This is a genomic window from Nocardia sp. N2S4-5 (assembly GCF_044628355.1).
GTDB classification, from domain to species: Bacteria; Actinomycetota; Actinomycetes; order Mycobacteriales; family Mycobacteriaceae; genus Nocardia; species Nocardia wallacei_B.
This window is the reverse complement of record NZ_JBIUPM010000001.1, coordinates 3564333-3578895: the sequence shown is the minus strand read 5'-3', so window position 1 is coordinate 3578895 and position 14563 is coordinate 3564333. Positions and strand designations below refer to the sequence as shown.

Sequence of the window (14563 nt, the reverse complement as noted above, 5' to 3'; positions counted from 1 at the left end):
AGGTTTCTGCTGCGCCCGAGTTCCCCTACCTGCCCCGTCCACGTTCCTGGCCGCGCTCTCGGCCACGACACTCCCGCCCACCGCGATGCTGACTGGCCTGTGGTGGTTCGCGGTGCGGTGATTCGGTGCCGGGCGTGGGTCGGCTGACCCGCATCATGTCGGCTATTTCACGGACCATCTCGCCCGGTTGGCCCTTGGCTGCCGCTTCTCGGGCGCGCTGTGCGTGCTCCGCGAGCCGATCGGCCGCTTCACGCTGTTTTTGTCTCGCTCTTTCGTCGGCCTGGTCACGCTCCCTTTGCCTCGACCTCTCGGCTACCTCAGCTTCCTCCCGCGCCCGTGCAGAATTCTTCTCGGCTTCCTCCCGACCCTGGTACAGCAACGCCCTGTACTTGTCCGCGAACTCCCGCGCCACTCGGTCGGCCGCTTCCTTCTGAACCCGTGCCCGTTCCTCCCGCTCGCGTTCCTCCCGCGCCTTCGCCCGTTGCCGTGCCCGTTGTTGGCGGGCTCTCTCTCCGACGCCGGGCAATTCGAGCTGCCGGCCCGGTTCCCGCGCCATGCCACGAGCGAGAATCTCGCGGGCTACATGACGCGGAATAACCTGCTCGGTGAAACGGTCCGGGAAGTCGCGTTTCAAACCGTCGATGAGTTCCCGCGCACCTTTTTCGACTCGCTCACCGTCGACTCTCCGCAACGTGTGATGCTGAATCTCTCCTCTTTCCAACATTTCTCGAGCGACCCGGAATTGCTTCTCGTCCTTGTCACCGCCGACCCGTCCGGACTTCTCTTCGATGGTGCGCCCGTCTTTGTCACGGGCCTTGTCGTAGCGGGCCGTTTCCCCCTGGCTGCTGGTGTAGTCGCGGGAAGGGCTGACATAGCCGTGCTCGCGGTCTCGGTAGTAGTCGTCACAGCCGCGTTCGAACGCGCGTCCAGCCCGGTTGTTGTCGCGATCGGGTCCCCCTCGGTCGCTGCTGTATCCATCCCCCATGGATCCCCCGCATCACATTACAGATGATCGATATCGACTGTGATATCGAAGAATTCACGGTCCCCACCGATGATGTGGTCGACGAGAAATTCGGCAGCGAATGTTCTCGGACCGAAATCAGTGAATGCGAGGGCGGGTCGGAAGTCGCGGTAAAGATGGAATGCTGTGGTATCGACGTAGGTGCCGGGTGGTAGCCCCGTCACGTCCACCCATTCCGCGCCGCGATACTTCGCAAACCACGCACCGATCAGGCATACCAATTCATCGGCAATCTCTCGATTGGAGGGAGCGCTCACTGCTTCCACAGTCGGGAACAGCTCATACACAACGTTATTAAGCTTCGTGATCCCCATGTCGTCGCCGTAACGTTCCCACGGAGTAGGAGGTAGTGGCCCGAGTTCCGCACGACGGAGAAACGCCCGTGCCTGCCGATCCTGCCGATCAGGGTCGACCCATTCCTGCCAAGATGTCTTCTCGGCGGAGGTTTCGATGGGAATGTCGAACCCGAGTTGATCATCAGTCACGTCCGGCTGCCTCTCTTCGCGGTGGTGTGAGTCGGGCTGGGAGCCTAGTAGTTTCGTCCACTGTCAGGCTTGATCTTCCCGGCTCGGACAAGCGTGTACCACGCAGCGCTCTTTCGTGGGCAGTCCTCCACTGGGCAGTCCCGGTGCTGCTGCATGATCCGATGTGCGTGGTTCGTAGTCAGTGGCTCAGCCGGGGCCTGATGTGTCCAATCAACTGCCTGCTGCTCACGCGCGAGCCGCTCTCGGATTTCGTCCACGGTCCGACCGGCCATGTCCTTGCGCCACCAGCCCATGGTCTGCCCTACCCCTCGGAACCCGGCGACAAGCGAACCGAGGACACATGTTCTTCGGCATCGGCCGCCAGCCCATCGAGCACGGCTATCAACATCTGAATATCAACGCCGGACGGCGGCAACGATGCGGCCGACGACCAGTACGGGATACCCCGTGCCGCGGCTCGCTCCCGCAGCGTCTCCACCGGCGGGACGATCTTTCCCTCCCGCACCAGGCACCTGTACGCGCTCGACTTGCGCCGACAGGAATCAGCACGACATCCGATGTGCTGCTGCATAATTCGCTGGGCTTCGACCACGGTGAGTGGATGGTCGAGATACGCGTGTTCACGGTCCGCGAGGCTTGGAAGCGCAACGGGCCACGTGTTCGGCGGTCGGACTGTCTCCAGAATGAACGACTCACAGATCCTGGACGGCATGTTGTCGATCGTGTCGAGGTCGTACGCGACGATCGCATCGACGCCGAGGCCCGCTGCGATTCCCAACCCATACCCGATCGGGTCGGGATGGTGGGCGGGTGGGCGCACCGTGTAGAGGCAGATGTACCCCAGCTCGGCGGCGTGGTCCTGCGCGAGTATCGCGTTCCGGGGCGTTTCGAGGCCCGACACGTCGCTTCGGACCAGGCATGCGGCAGTGGGCGTGGCCACGTTCTCTTCGTCGGAACCCATGACTTCCTCTCAGCTCGGCGGGTCCGGTTAGGCCACCAGCGGGCGAATTTCCCATCCGGGGCACACATTTGAGCCTGATCGGGGAGAGTTGGTAGCGGTAGGGCAACTTCACCCGCAACTTCCTGGAACGAAGTTGCGGGGTGCCGTTTCGCATTACTGTCTGGATAGATGTGGGGAAGGGCATCCGATGGATTCGCCAGACCGGAGAAACCGCCGGCTCGAACGACTGATCGAGCAGCGTGACTGGAAGCGGCGGGAAGTTGCCGAGCGGGTAAACGCCGCGTACGAGCAGATCACCGGCAAACCGGGTGCGTACGACGACGAAACGATACGGCGTCTCGTGAGCGGAACGACGAGGTGGCCGACGACGGGATACCGCCGAGCCTTGGAGCAGACATTTCAGGCCACGGCTGCGGAACTAGGGTTGTACAACCCTCGCGCGGCGAGAGCGAAAATCTCGCAAACTGGTACGGGTGTTGAAGCTGCCCTACGCTGGAATTGGGGTGGCGAGGAGGTTGACGAGGTGCAGCGCCGAGAGCTGATGAGAGCAATCGCCGTCCTGACGGCAGCAGCGCCCGCGATCACGGCTGCGCTCAGCTCTGACGAGGTGGAACGAACCATCCGCGCCGTCACGATGCCTCGGCGCGCTGATGCCGCAGTGCTCGACAACATCGAGGCGATGCTCAACCAGGCGCGACTGCAGGACGATCTGCTGGGCCCGCAGGCCGCGATCCGAACAACCCTGACCCAAGTCGATATCGCTGATGCGTTGCTCACCGGAACGCGAGACCCGTTGGAGCAAAGGCTGAAATCGCTGCGCAGCAAGATATCCACGTCGGCGGGCTGGCAGCTGTTCGATCTGGGCCGTGCCGAAATGGCAGCGGAACACTTCGAGATTGCGCGCGACGCCGCGGATGAAGTCGACGATGACGCTGCGGGTGCGATGGCGATGGCGGAATGGTCAGGTATGACCGAGGAAATCGGCCGGGCATCCGTCGCTGCCGACCAGGCCGCCGCCGCCGAGCGGCGCGCCTCCCGGTCCGGCGACCCGCTGCTGTGCGCGCACACTGCCGGCATCGCTGCGCTCGCGAACGCGAAGGCAGGGCACGCATCCGATACCCGGGCCGCGTTGACCCGTGCGGAGGGATTCGACGTGACCACGCCACGTAACCCTGCGCAGTCGCCGGCCTACTTCTGTACACCCGGGCACATCGCCCGTATGCGAGCGAAGGCGTTGCACCAGATCGGCGACCTCACCGCGGCCGTTCGAGCCGCAGAGGAATCGTTGCGGTTGGAGGCCGTCCGCGATCGTGCGGCTTCCCATATCCTGCTCGGCACTATCCATGTCGATGCCGGGAATCTCGACGCCGGCCTTTCCGAGATCCTGGCGGGTGCCAAAGCCGAGGCGGCTGCGGGGTCTGCCCGAGTCTCTGGGCAACTGCATAACGCTCGCACTCTGGTGCATATGCGGGCGCCTGGTTCGGAGGTCGCTCGGAGGCTTGATGCCGAGATGAAAGCGCTACAGCTGGTCTGACATTCGGGTACCAGGAGTGGGTCGGATGCGCGGGCTGGTGCACAGCAGACACGACTGCATCCATCGGTGCGGGGACCCTGTACGGGATCGGCGCGGCCCATGTGGCACACGATTTGCGAATAGCCGCGATCGCGGTAGCCGTGCGCCGTCGATCGGGTGAGACTCGATGTCCGGGTGGCCGTAGCCTGCATCGTGTAAGTAGGCGGCAGTGGTCGCATCAGGGCGTATCGACCGCGTGTAGGTGGGCACGTCAACCGCATCAAGGTGCTCGAGCGGCCGATGTTCGGCCGCGCGGAAACCGACCTTCTCAGGGAACGAATTCTGTTGGGCGACTGAATAACCGGGCGCGTGGTATCACGGAATTTGTGCCTGGGAGTGGACGTCTCCCGATACGGACGGGGCGTTTTCGGGACCTCGGATGAGCGCAACCTACGGTTCTACCTCCCGCTCGGCTTCGGGAGGTTGTCGGGTTCACGGATGAGTTGGCGGAAGGTGGAAGCGCTCGTGATTGTGGAAGCGGGTGTGGTCGTGAATGCAGGTGGGGTCATTGATGCGTAAGCCGTTGTGCACGCGTGTGTTTTCATCGATGCAGAAGCCGTCATCCGGAGTCGGCTGTGCCTCGGCAATCGCCGTCACTGCGCTCGGTGCTCCGATCGCCGCGGCGATGAGCGCTACAACCAGGGTGCGGCGTACCGGCGCGGGAATTGTTCGGCGCATGGGGTTCCTTCTGTCGCGGGATCTCACACTGTTCTATCAGCGGACGTGGCATGGCAACAACCGATAATTCCAGGGGTGACTCGGCGATCATCGACGGGGTGGGGGGGTTGGGGCGGTTGCTGGTTGGCGTGGTTGTGGGGTGGGACGGCTGTATTTTTGGCCTCCGCTTCGCTGCGGCGGGTTTTCGGCGCCCTGTGGCTCGGTTTTCGGGTGCCGCTGCTTGCTCCTTCGTCGCGACGCAGCGGCACCCGAAAACCGAGCCGCGCCGAAAACCTTTGGGGTTGGCGTGCTATGGGGAGGTTTTTGGCGGAGGGGGTTGCGTGAGGGTGGGAAGAGTTGCGTGCGGGTTGAAGAGTGCTTAAGGGCGGGGGAGTGGTGTGCGGGTTGAGGAGTGCTCGAGGGCGGGGAGTGGTGTGAGGGTTGAGGAGTTGCGCGAGAGTTGGGGAGTTGGGTGAGGGTTTGGGAGCAGGCCGGGGTTGGGGAGTTGCGTGGGGGTTGGAGGTTGCCTAAGGGGTGTGGGGGGTTGGGGAGTTGCTTGAGGGTGGGGGAGTTGCGTGGGGGTGGGGGGAGTTGCGTGGCGTTGGGGAGTTGCTCGAGGGGCCGCGGGAGTTGGGTGGGGGTTTAGTTGGGTGAGGGGGCGTGGTGGTGGGGCTGAGGCCTGTTGCTTGTGGGGTTGGTGGGTTTGATGGGTCTGGCGGTTCCCCTGTGCTTGTGGTGAAATGGGGCGACGTTCGAGGCTGCCGGGCGCGCGCTTTATGGGGAAGGTGCGCCGGGCATGCTGGGTTGCTCCGCTGATCGGTTCTATCGGCCAGCGCTGGGCGTTCCGCGCCTGGCGAGATGCACGACCACCAGGGTGCGAAGGGGTACTTCGATGCGTTCTGCTGCTATGTCTCGGCGGGCTCTTTTCGGGGTGGCCGCGGGTGCTGCCACTGTTGCCGGGTTGTCCGCGCTTGCTCCGAGCGTTGCCGCTACGGGGAGTCGGCTGGGGACGTTGCTCGATTACGCGGGGGCCGTGCCTGCCGCCGATGCCATTCGCGCGGCGGGGCATGTGGGGGTGATTCGGTACGTTTCGGATCGGCGGCCGGGGGCGGAGTGGATGGCGGGGAAGCCGTTGCTGGCGGAGGAGGTCGAGGCGTTGCGGGCGGCCGGGCTCTCGGTCGTGTCCTGCTACCAGTACGGCAAGGGGTCTACGGCGGATTGGCGTGGGGGGCTGGAGGCGGGCAAGCAGCATGCCGAACGTGGTCTGGCTCTGCATAGTGCGGCGGGTGGGCCCGAGGGCGTGCCCATCTATGCCTCCATCGATGACAATCCGTCCGCGGCCGATTTCGCCACCATGATCGCGCCCTATCTGGCGGGCTGGCAATCGGTGCTCGGCAACGAGAACGTGGGGGTCTACGCCAACGCGCCCACCATCGAGCTGGCTCGGGCGGCGGGGCTGGGTTCGTGGTTCTGGCAACATGATTGGGGCACGCCGGACGGGTTCGTGCACCCGGCCGCCAATCTGCATCAGTTCGAGATCGATGAGCGGTCGGTCGGGGGTGTGGGTGTCGATGTGAACGCCATCCTCACCCCGGAGTACGGCCAGTGGTTCTGATTACGTCTGGCAGTGGCAGGTGGGGTCCTCGCACAGGTCCGGTTCGTCGGCGACGACCGTGAGCGTGGGGCGGGCCTCGGGGGCCTCGCGCACGCCCATCCAGGAGAACAGCGACCAGCGGGACAGGCCGGAAAACGCCGAGCCCAGGCTGAAGAAGGAACCGATCGACCCGACCGACAGCACCGAGCCCACGCTGCCGACCGACAGGATCGAATAGGCCGAGCCGATGGACAGGATCGAGCCCTCGGATCGGATCGACAGGATGGACCGGTTCGAGCGGGTGGACAGCACCGATCTGAACGAGCGCCGGGACATCACCGACTTGCCGGATCGGGGCCCGCGGGGCACCGATCGAGTGGAACCTGTGGATCGTTCGAGCTGATCGACAGTCGCCATGACTAGCGGTCTACCACAGCCCGTGACGGGTCGTCCGGCTATTGCGTGCGAAAAGCCCGGAGTGTCGCATTGGCGACGTCTCCGGGCCTGGAACTACCGCTGCGACTGCTGACTCTGCGCCTGCGGCGCGGGAGCCTGGGCCTGCGCGGCCGGAGCGGTCTGCGGGACCACGAAGAAGCCCAGCGTCGGCAGGAACGAGCAGGTGATCGGCGCCTCGTCGGCGGCCGGCTGCGTCGTCAGGGAGCCCGCGACCACGGCGATCACACGACCGGGGCCGGTGTCGGCGATGGCGGACAGGGTGGCCGGGCCGTCGGGGTTGATGTGCGCCTCGTCGGTCAGCGGCTGAGTGGCGGTGCGCCGGGTGTCCAGGTTGAGCCACTGCACCGACATCGGCGGATTCTGCTGCGGCGTCAGGCCTTTGGTGCCCAGCGCGGTGAACACGAAACCGGTCTGGCCGGCGGCCGGTCCGGGCGGGGGTAGCTCGGCGGGGCCGGGTACGGCCAGCGCGGTGCCGACCGAATCGGCGCCGGGGCCGATGCAGCCCTTGCCGATGGTCGGGTAGAGGAACTGGGCGATGGCCGGGCCGTTCTCCGGAATGTCGGGGCCGCCACCGCCGCTGCCGTCGAGGAACTTGATGATGGCCTGCAGCGCCTGCTTCACCTGCGGCGGCAGGTTGGCCGAGTTCAGGATCTGCTGGGCCTGGTCGAGAATGCCCTGCTGGGCGGGCGCCGCGATATTGCCGGCGGTCGCGGCCGCGCCGACGATGGCGGGGGCCAGGTTGGCGATCGCGTCGATCGGCACACCCTCGGGGATCAGCGGAACGGCGGCCGGTGCGTCCTGCTTCGGCGCCGGAGCAGCGACAGCGGTCGACGCGGCGACAGTGGCACCGGCCGCGAGGGCCAGTGCGGACATTGCGAACCGCGATCCTCTGTTGCGAAGCACTGGTGTAGCCGTCCTTACCTCGGGTACTTCATCCGGCGATGCGGCCGCATCGCTTGCGTCACTTTAGGGATAGAGCCGCCGTGTTGTACAGCCGTGGTGCGATGTCACAGGCGGCGGTCGTCGGGTTGCCGCCGTTCACGGACGATAACTCCGCGTGGCTGCGGGAGCGACGTGCCACGCCGGTACCCTTGTCCCGGCCTGCCAACCGAAACGGAAAGTCTGCGTGCCGTGAACCGACACCCCCGCCGGATCGCTCTCACCGCGCTGATCCTGTCGGTGCTGGCCCGGATGCTGTGGATGCTGTTGGCGCCCAACGGAATGAACCTCGTCGACCTGCACGTGTACGTCGACGGCGCGGCGAGCCTGGGCAGCGGCCACCTCTTCGACTACACCTACGCGGAGAAGACTCCGGACTTCCCGCTGCCGTTCACCTATCCGCCCTTCGCGGCCGTGGTGTTCTATCCGCTGCATTTCCTGCCGTTCACGCTGGTCGCGGTGGTCTGGCTGCTGCTGATCGCGGCGGCACTGTACGCGGTGGTGCGGATCAGCTTCGCGATGCTGCTCGGCGCGGCCGCGCGGGAAAGCCGCTGGCGCACGGCCGCGATCGGCTGGACCGCGGTGGGACTGTGGCTGGAACCGACCCGGACCACCATGGACTACGGGCAGGTCAATGTGTTCTTGGTGCTGGCCGGGATGGCCGCGGCCTATTACACGGCCTGGTGGTTGTCCGGCCTGCTGGTGGGAATCGCGGCGGGGGTGAAGCTGACGCCCGCGGTCACCGGGCTGTATTTCCTCACCCAGCGGCGGTGGGCGAGCGCGGTGTGGGCGGCGGTGGTGTTCGCGGCGACGATCGGTGTGAGTTTCGCGATCTCTCCGGGGGAGACCCGGACATATTTCGGCCCGCTCATCGGCGACGCGAACCGGATCGGCCCGGTCGGCTCGGTGTGGAACCAGTCGCTGCGAGGCGCGCTGACCCGACTCCTCGGCTACGACGCGGGTGCGCCCTGGCATATCGGCGGGCACCGGGTGCCGTTCGGGCCGTGGTGGCTCGGTGGTGTGGTCGTGCTGGCGGTGCTGGCCTTCTTCGCCTGGCGCGCATTGGAATCCGGCGACCGGCTGGGCGCGCTGCTGGTGGTGCAGCTGTTCGGGCTGCTGGTGTCGCCGATTTCCTGGTCACATCACTGGGTATGGCTGCTGCCGGTGGTGCTGTGGCTGCTCTACGGGCCGCTGCGCGAGGTGGCGGGCGCGCGGATAATCGCGGGGTACTGGCTGGTGACCACGCTGATCGGGCTGCCCTGGGTGCTGTCGTTCGCCCAGCCGACCATCTGGACCATCTCCCGGCCCGGCATCCTGTCCTGGCTCGGTGCGGTCGACGTGATCGGCGTGGTCGTGTTCTACCTCTGGCTGATCCGGGCCGGGCGGCGGCGGGCGCTCAACTCTCCTGCGCCAGCCGATCGATCTCGCGTGCCAGTGCCACATCCAGGCGGGTGAGCCCGCCCTCGGAGTGCGTCGACAGCGTGAAGGTGACGCGGCGCCACCGGATATCGATGTCGGGGTGATGGCCGGCGGCTTCGGCCTCGCCTGCCACCCGGCGCACCAGCTCGATTCCGGCGAGGAAGGACGGGGCCTCGACGGTGCGGGCGATGCTGTTTCCGGTGTGGGTCCAGTCGGGCAGTTCCTTCAGCGCGGTCCGGATCTCGTCCTCGGACAGTAGTGGGGTGCTCATACCCCGGTTCTACCCCGCGAGCTACGCGGCACGCGCCTGCTTGAGGTACTTCTTCAGGTCTTTGCCGCACACCCCGGCGGATTCGGCCTTCTTCATCCGCATGATCACGACAGGGCATTTCACGCAGCGCGTCTTCTTCCGACAGCACTTCTTCTTAGGCTTGAGGCGCGAGACCTTTTTTGCCTTGACCTTGCCCATGGAGGTTAGCTTAACCTAACTCACAGTGCTCGAGCCTCCCGGCCCGACCGGGGGTCTCGGCCGTTTCGGTACTGTGTAGCTGGCCGCATGCCCGGTGAGTCACTCGTCCACCTGTCTTGTACGGACCCTCTATGGCGAGGGTTGGCCGGCAACCATCTCATCAGCAGGAGGATTTCACGTGTCGTCTGTCGAGTTCCGCAACGTGGCGATCGTTGCTCACGTCGACCACGGCAAGACGACGCTGGTCGACGCGATGCTGCGGCAGTCCGGCGCGTTCGCCGAGCGTGCCGAACCGGTCGACCGGGTGATGGATTCGGGCGATCTCGAACGCGAGAAGGGCATCACCATTCTCGCCAAGAACACCGCCGTGCACCGGCACAACCCCGATGGCAGCCTCACCGTGATCAATGTCATCGACACCCCCGGCCACGCCGATTTCGGCGGCGAGGTCGAGCGCGGATTGTCCATGGTCGACGGCGTGGTGCTGCTGGTCGACGCCTCCGAGGGGCCGCTGCCGCAGACCCGGTTCGTGCTGCGCAAGGCGCTCGCGGCCTCGCTGCCGGTGATCCTGGTGGTCAACAAGACCGACCGGCCCGACGCGCGGATCGAGGAGGTCGTCGAGGAGTCCCACGACCTGCTGCTCGACCTGGCCTCCGATCTCGACGACGAGGCCTCCGAGGCGGCCGAGCTGGCCCTGGATCTGCCGGTGCTGTACGCCTCCGGCCGCGAGGGCAAGGCCTCCACGGAGCGTCCCGAGAACGGTAACGCGCCCGCCGCCGAGAACCTCGACGAGCTGTTCGACGTGCTGCTGAAGTGCGTGCCCGCGCCCAAGGGCGATGCCGCCGCGCCGCTGCAGGCCCATGTCACCAACCTGGACGCCTCGCCGTTCCTGGGCCGTCTGGCGCTGCTGCGCATCCACAACGGCACCCTGCGCAAGGGTCAGAACGTGGCGTGGATCGCCGCCGACGGCGTCAAGAACGTCAAGATCACCGAACTGCTCAAGACCGTCGGCGTGGAACGCAATCCGGCCGAGGAGGCGGTGGCCGGTGACATCGTCGCGGTGGCCGGGATCCCGGACATCATGATCGGCGACACCCTGGCGGATCAGGAGAAGGTCGCGGCGGGTGAGGATCTCGCGCTGCAGCGGATCACCGTCGACCAGCCCGCCATCTCGGTGACCGTCGGTATCAACACCTCCCCGCTGGCCGGGCGCAACGGCGGCACCAAGCTCACCGCGCGCCTGGTGAAGGCCCGGCTGGATCAGGAACTGGTCGGCAACGTGTCGCTGCGGGTGCTGCCCACCGAACGTCCCGACACCTGGGAGGTGCAGGGCCGCGGCGAGCTCGCGCTGGCGATTCTGGTGGAGACCATGCGCCGCGAGGGTTTCGAACTCACCATCGGCAAGCCGCAGGTGGTCACCCGCACCGTCGACGGCAAGGTGCACGAGCCGTATGAGGAGCTGACCGTCGACGTGCCCGAGGAGCACCTGGGCGCGGTGACGCAGCTGCTGGCCTCGCGCAAGGGCAAGATGGTGCAGATGACCAACCACGGATCCGGTTGGGTCCGAATGGAATTCATCGTGCCCTCGCGCGGGCTCATCGGATTCCGCACCGACTTCCTCACCGAGACCCGCGGCACCGGCATCGCCAACGCCGTATCGCACGGGTACGCGCCGTGGGCCGGGGAGATCCGGGCCCGGCACACCGGTTCGCTGGTGTCGGACCGGACGGGCAGCGTCACCCCCTACGCCATGCTGCAGCTGGCCGATCGCGGCACCTTCTTCGTCGAGCCGGGCGCCGACACCTACGAGGGCATGGTGGTCGGCATCAACCCGCGCGCCGAGGATCTCGACATCAACGTCACGCGGGAGAAGAAGCTGACCAATATGCGCAGCTCCACCGGCGACGTGCTGGAGACCCTGGCCCGCCCGATGGTGCTGGATCTCGAAGGCGCGCTGGAGTTCTGCGCCGGTGACGAGTGCGTCGAGGTCGGTCCCGACGTGGTCCGCGTGCGCAAGGTGATCCTGAACGCCACCGAGCGCGCCCGCGAACTCTCCCGTCGCAAGGCCCGCGACCGCGCTGCCCAGAACGCATAACGCGGCAGGCGTGAAGACGCCGCCCGGGCGGTGCGCACGAGGACTTCTCGACAGGAAGGTGGACCTGGATGTGGGTCGCGGCCCGGCTCGTTTCCGGACTGACGGTGCTGGCCATGTCGGTGACGGTGCTGGTCGGCTGTACCGCGAATCCGCCGCCGCCGATCGAGAGCACCGACAGTCCGAAGACCCAGCCCGCCAAGCCCACCAAGAGCACGGTGGTGGTGGCGGTGGACGACATCGGGATCGGGTTCAATCCGCATCTGCGGTCGAATCAGTCGCCGGCGACCAACGCGGTCAGCTCGATGGTGTTCCCGAGCCCGTTCCGGCCGGTGCCGTCGCAGGCGGTGCCGGGCGCGACCGACTGGGCGCCCGACGGGGCGCTGATGGTGTCGGCGGACGTGACCGCACAGGAACCGTTCACCATCACCTACAAGATTCAGAACCAGGCGTCGTGGTCCGACGGTGCGCCGATCGCCGCCGAGGATTTCCGGTACCTGTGGCAGCAGATGATCACGCAGCCCGGGGTGGTCGATCCCGCCGGCTATCGGCTCATCTCGGATGTGAGTTCCAGTGAGGGCGGCAAGTCGGTCACGGTCACCTTCCGGGAGACGTATCCGGCCTGGCGGCAGCTGTTCACCGATCTGCTGCCGGCGCATCTGCTGAAGGACTCGCCGGGTGGCTTCCAGCGCGCGCTGGCGGTCGAGCGCGGCCTCATCGATCAGAATCCGATCTCCGGCGGGCAGTTCCGGGTGAAGCAGGCCGATTCGGGGCGCGAGGAGATCCTGCTCGAACGCAACGACCGGTACTGGAGCACACCGGCGGTGCCGGATCAGATCCTGCTGCGGCGCGGCGGCACCACGGCGCAACTGGCCGAGTCGCTGCGCTCGGGTGACGCCCAGATGGCGCTGGTGCGCGGCGGCACCGCGACACAGGCTCAGCTGCAAGCGATTCCGGCGGTGCGCACGTCGATCATGCCGCAGGCGCGCGAACTCCAGCTGGCGTTGAACGGCCGTACGGGCGATCTCACCGATCCGCGGGTGCGGCACGCCGTACTCGGACTGCTGGATCCGACGCTGCTGGCGACGGTCGCCGCACAGACCGGCTCCTGGATGGAACCGGCTCGCGCGCAGGTGCTTTCGCCGTCGGATCCGGGCTACGCGCCGACCGCGCCGCCGCGGCCGCCGGCGGACGAGGCGTTCGGCCTGCTGGCCGAGGCCGGGTACGCCCGCGCGCCGGAGCAGCCGGTGAGCAATTCCTCGCCGACCTCCCCGGCGCCGCAGCCGCGTCAGGTCGCCAAGAACGGGAAGACGTTGGTCGTCCGGATCGGCGCGGTGGACAAGGACACCACCGCGCTGGCGGTCGCCAACACCGCGGCGGACATGCTGCGCAGCGCGGGTATCGACGCGAGCGTGCGCAGCCTGCCCGCCGAGGAGCTGTACGGCAAGGAACTGCTGGCGGGCAATGTCGACGCGATCGTCGGCTGGGACCGCGCCGGGAACGATCCGGCGACCGTGCTGTCCTCTCGGTACGGCTGCCCGCCCGCGCCCGAGGCGACACCGGACGGCCCGTCGTCGTCGCAGTTGGACGAGATCCGCCAGGCGCCGAGCAATATCTCCGGAGTGTGCGATCCGGCGCTGCAACCGGCGATCGATACCGCGCTGCGCGGCACGGACGTGCCGAAGGTCGTCGGCGAGGCGGAGCCGAAGCTGTGGGAGCTGGGCATCGTGCTGCCGATCATGCAGGACAACGGCGTGGCCGCGGCCAGCTCCCGGATGGACGGAGTCTCTCTGAGCGGCGCGATCGAGGCCGGCATCTTCGGCGGCGCCGCGACCTGGCGGCGACTGTCGTGACCGCTGCCGAGGGTGGGCTGCTGCTGGTGCACGCGCATCCCGACGACGAGTCGATCGCTACCGGTGGCACCATCGCGCACTATCGGCGGCGCGGGGTGCCGGTGACGGTGGTGACCTGCACCCTCGGTGAAGAAGGTGAGGTCATCGGTGCCGAGTGGGCGCAGCTGGTGAGCGCTCGGGCCGATCAGCTCGGGGGGTACCGGATCGGTGAATTGTCCAGGGCGCTGGCGGCTTTGGATGCCGGGTCGCCGCGGTTTCTCGGCGGGGCGGGGCGCTGGCGCGATTCCGGGATGGCGGGCGAGACCTCCGATCCGAAGTTGCTCGAGTCGCTGCACCCGCGGGCGTTCGTGAATTCGGGTGAGGACGCGGTGCGGGAATTGGTGGGCGTGCTGCTGGAACTGCGGCCGCGGGTGGTGGTGGGTTACGACCCGCGCGGGGGCTACGGTCACCCGGATCATGTTCGGGCACACCAGATCACGATGGCCGCCGTCGACGCCGCGGCCGACCGGGGCTGGGCGGTGCCGAAGACCTACTGGACCGTGACCGACGCGGAGGTGCTGCGCCTGCACACCGAGGCGCTGGCCCGGCGCACGATCGACCAGCTGCCGGGGGCGCTTCCGGAGGGCTGGCGGCTGCCCGCGGTCGGCGAGTTGCCCTGTGTGCCAACCGAATCCGTGACCACCACCCTCGATGTATCCGACGTGCTGGCCGCCAAGCGGGCCGCCCTGCGCGCCCATGCCACCCAGGTGAGCGTGGCGCCGTCCGGCCGAGAGTTCGCGCTCTCCAACAACATCGCCCAGCCGGTGCTGCCGGAGGAACACTTCATCCTGGTACGGGGACGCCCCGGCCCCCTCGGTCCCGACGGCCGCGAACACGACCTGTTCGCCGGGTTGCCGGTCGCCACCGAAGCGCACTGAACCGTGCGGGCGCCTTGGTGTGGGCTCGAGTGTCGGCGTGCCGTGAGTTCGCGCTCTCCAACGACATCGCTCAGCCGGTGTTGCCGGAGGAACACTTCACCCTCGTGCGTGGGTGCCCGGGCCA

The 14563-nt window shown here is 67.1% G+C and carries 14 protein-coding genes; 6 read left to right on the top strand and 8 right to left on the bottom strand.

Annotated elements, in window-relative coordinates; all coding sequences use genetic code 11:
* Positions 1-25: 25 nt before the first annotated feature.
* The 3 genes from ACFMRZ_RS16305 to ACFMRZ_RS16295 form a co-directional block, all read right to left on the bottom strand.
* On the bottom strand, positions 26-985 hold the full coding sequence (locus tag ACFMRZ_RS16305) for a hypothetical protein (RefSeq protein ID WP_400179814.1): 960 nt from the start codon (positions 983-985) through the stop codon (positions 26-28).
* A gap of 17 nt (positions 986-1002) precedes the next feature.
* Positions 1003-1509 carry a hypothetical protein gene (locus ACFMRZ_RS16300; RefSeq protein ID WP_400179813.1) on the bottom strand — a complete coding sequence of 169 codons (507 nt, stop codon included), beginning with the start codon at positions 1507-1509 and terminating at the stop codon, positions 1003-1005.
* A gap of 301 nt (positions 1510-1810) precedes the next feature.
* Positions 1811-2470 (bottom strand): hypothetical protein, encoded by a 660-nt coding sequence (locus ACFMRZ_RS16295; protein ID WP_400179812.1) that lies wholly within the window; start codon positions 2468-2470, stop codon positions 1811-1813.
* A gap of 187 nt (positions 2471-2657) precedes the next feature.
* On the opposite strand from ACFMRZ_RS16295, the gene ACFMRZ_RS16290 reads away from it, so the two are divergent.
* Positions 2658-4004 (top strand): hypothetical protein, encoded by a 1347-nt coding sequence (locus ACFMRZ_RS16290; RefSeq protein WP_400179811.1) that lies wholly within the window; start codon positions 2658-2660, stop codon positions 4002-4004.
* Positions 4005-4475: 471 nt separating this feature from the next.
* On the opposite strand, the gene ACFMRZ_RS16285 is transcribed toward ACFMRZ_RS16290, so the two are convergent.
* Entirely contained in the window at positions 4476-4721 is a 246-nt protein-coding gene (locus ACFMRZ_RS16285; protein WP_400179810.1) for a hypothetical protein, read from the bottom strand.
* An 871-nt stretch (positions 4722-5592) separates the two neighbouring features.
* On the opposite strand from ACFMRZ_RS16285, the gene ACFMRZ_RS16280 reads away from it, so the two are divergent.
* Positions 5593-6315: a DUF1906 domain-containing protein gene (locus ACFMRZ_RS16280; protein ID WP_400179809.1), complete on the top strand. Its 723-nt coding sequence runs from the start codon at positions 5593-5595 to the stop codon at positions 6313-6315.
* Here the strand turns inward: ACFMRZ_RS16280 and ACFMRZ_RS16275 are convergent, their stop codons facing one another.
* Entirely contained in the window at positions 6316-6630 is a 315-nt protein-coding gene (locus ACFMRZ_RS16275) for a hypothetical protein (RefSeq protein ID WP_280273015.1), read from the bottom strand.
* A 174-nt stretch (positions 6631-6804) separates the two neighbouring features.
* Complete coding sequence (locus ACFMRZ_RS16270; protein ID WP_400179808.1) at positions 6805-7623, bottom strand: hypothetical protein; 819 nt, start codon at positions 7621-7623, stop codon at positions 6805-6807.
* A 228-nt stretch (positions 7624-7851) separates the two neighbouring features.
* Here ACFMRZ_RS16270 and ACFMRZ_RS16265 point away from each other — a divergent pair, with 228 nt between their 5' ends.
* Positions 7852-9144 (top strand): mannosyltransferase, encoded by a 1293-nt coding sequence (locus tag ACFMRZ_RS16265; RefSeq protein WP_400182882.1) that lies wholly within the window; start codon positions 7852-7854, stop codon positions 9142-9144.
* Here ACFMRZ_RS16265 and ACFMRZ_RS16260 read toward each other — a convergent pair.
* Together ACFMRZ_RS16260 and ACFMRZ_RS16255 are read right to left on the bottom strand one after the other, a co-directional pair.
* On the bottom strand, positions 9086-9379 hold the full coding sequence (locus ACFMRZ_RS16260) for a 4a-hydroxytetrahydrobiopterin dehydratase (protein ID WP_280273010.1): 294 nt from the start codon (positions 9377-9379) through the stop codon (positions 9086-9088). The two genes, ACFMRZ_RS16265 and ACFMRZ_RS16260, sit on opposite strands and share 59 nt — an antisense overlap.
* Positions 9380-9400: 21 nt before the next feature.
* Positions 9401-9577, bottom strand: a complete 177-nt coding sequence (locus ACFMRZ_RS16255) for a hypothetical protein (protein ID WP_280273009.1) — start codon at positions 9575-9577, stop codon at positions 9401-9403.
* Between the two features lie 178 nt (positions 9578-9755).
* Between ACFMRZ_RS16255 and typA the strand changes: the two genes are divergently transcribed.
* From typA to mshB, 3 genes are all read left to right on the top strand, one after another.
* Entirely contained in the window at positions 9756-11672 is a 1917-nt protein-coding gene (gene typA, locus ACFMRZ_RS16250) for a translational GTPase TypA (RefSeq protein WP_280371852.1), read from the top strand.
* A 68-nt stretch (positions 11673-11740) separates the two neighbouring features.
* A complete protein-coding gene (locus ACFMRZ_RS16245) occupies positions 11741-13522 on the top strand; it encodes an ABC transporter family substrate-binding protein (RefSeq protein ID WP_280273007.1) in 1782 nt (593 codons plus the stop codon).
* Positions 13519-14439, top strand: a complete 921-nt coding sequence (mshB, locus tag ACFMRZ_RS16240; RefSeq protein WP_280371856.1) for an N-acetyl-1-D-myo-inositol-2-amino-2-deoxy-alpha-D-glucopyranoside deacetylase — start codon at positions 13519-13521, stop codon at positions 14437-14439. The genes ACFMRZ_RS16245 and mshB overlap by 4 nt, the downstream gene beginning before the upstream one ends.
* Positions 14440-14563: the final 124 nt, after the last annotated feature.

Excerpts from the sequence above, each read along its gene's own strand:
- ACFMRZ_RS16305 (WP_400179814.1), bottom strand. The coding sequence starts at position 985 with ATGGGGGATGGATACAGCAGCGACCGAGGGGGACCCGATCGCGACAAC.
- ACFMRZ_RS16295 (WP_400179812.1), bottom strand. The coding sequence starts at position 2,470 with ATGGGTTCCGACGAAGAGAACGTGGCCACGCCCACTGCCGCATGCCTG.
- ACFMRZ_RS16290 (WP_400179811.1), top strand. The coding sequence starts at position 2,658 with ATGGATTCGCCAGACCGGAGAAACCGCCGGCTCGAACGACTGATCGAG.
- ACFMRZ_RS16285 (WP_400179810.1), bottom strand. The coding sequence starts at position 4,721 with ATGCGCCGAACAATTCCCGCGCCGGTACGCCGCACCCTGGTTGTAGCG.
- ACFMRZ_RS16280 (WP_400179809.1), top strand. The coding sequence starts at position 5,593 with ATGCGTTCTGCTGCTATGTCTCGGCGGGCTCTTTTCGGGGTGGCCGCG.
- ACFMRZ_RS16275 (WP_280273015.1), bottom strand. The coding sequence starts at position 6,630 with ATGTCCCGGCGCTCGTTCAGATCGGTGCTGTCCACCCGCTCGAACCGG.
- ACFMRZ_RS16270 (WP_400179808.1), bottom strand. The coding sequence starts at position 7,623 with ATGTCCGCACTGGCCCTCGCGGCCGGTGCCACTGTCGCCGCGTCGACC.
- ACFMRZ_RS16260 (WP_280273010.1), bottom strand. The coding sequence starts at position 9,379 with ATGAGCACCCCACTACTGTCCGAGGACGAGATCCGGACCGCGCTGAAG.
- ACFMRZ_RS16255 (WP_280273009.1), bottom strand. The coding sequence starts at position 9,577 with ATGGGCAAGGTCAAGGCAAAAAAGGTCTCGCGCCTCAAGCCTAAGAAG.
- ACFMRZ_RS16245 (WP_280273007.1), top strand. The coding sequence starts at position 11,741 with ATGTGGGTCGCGGCCCGGCTCGTTTCCGGACTGACGGTGCTGGCCATG.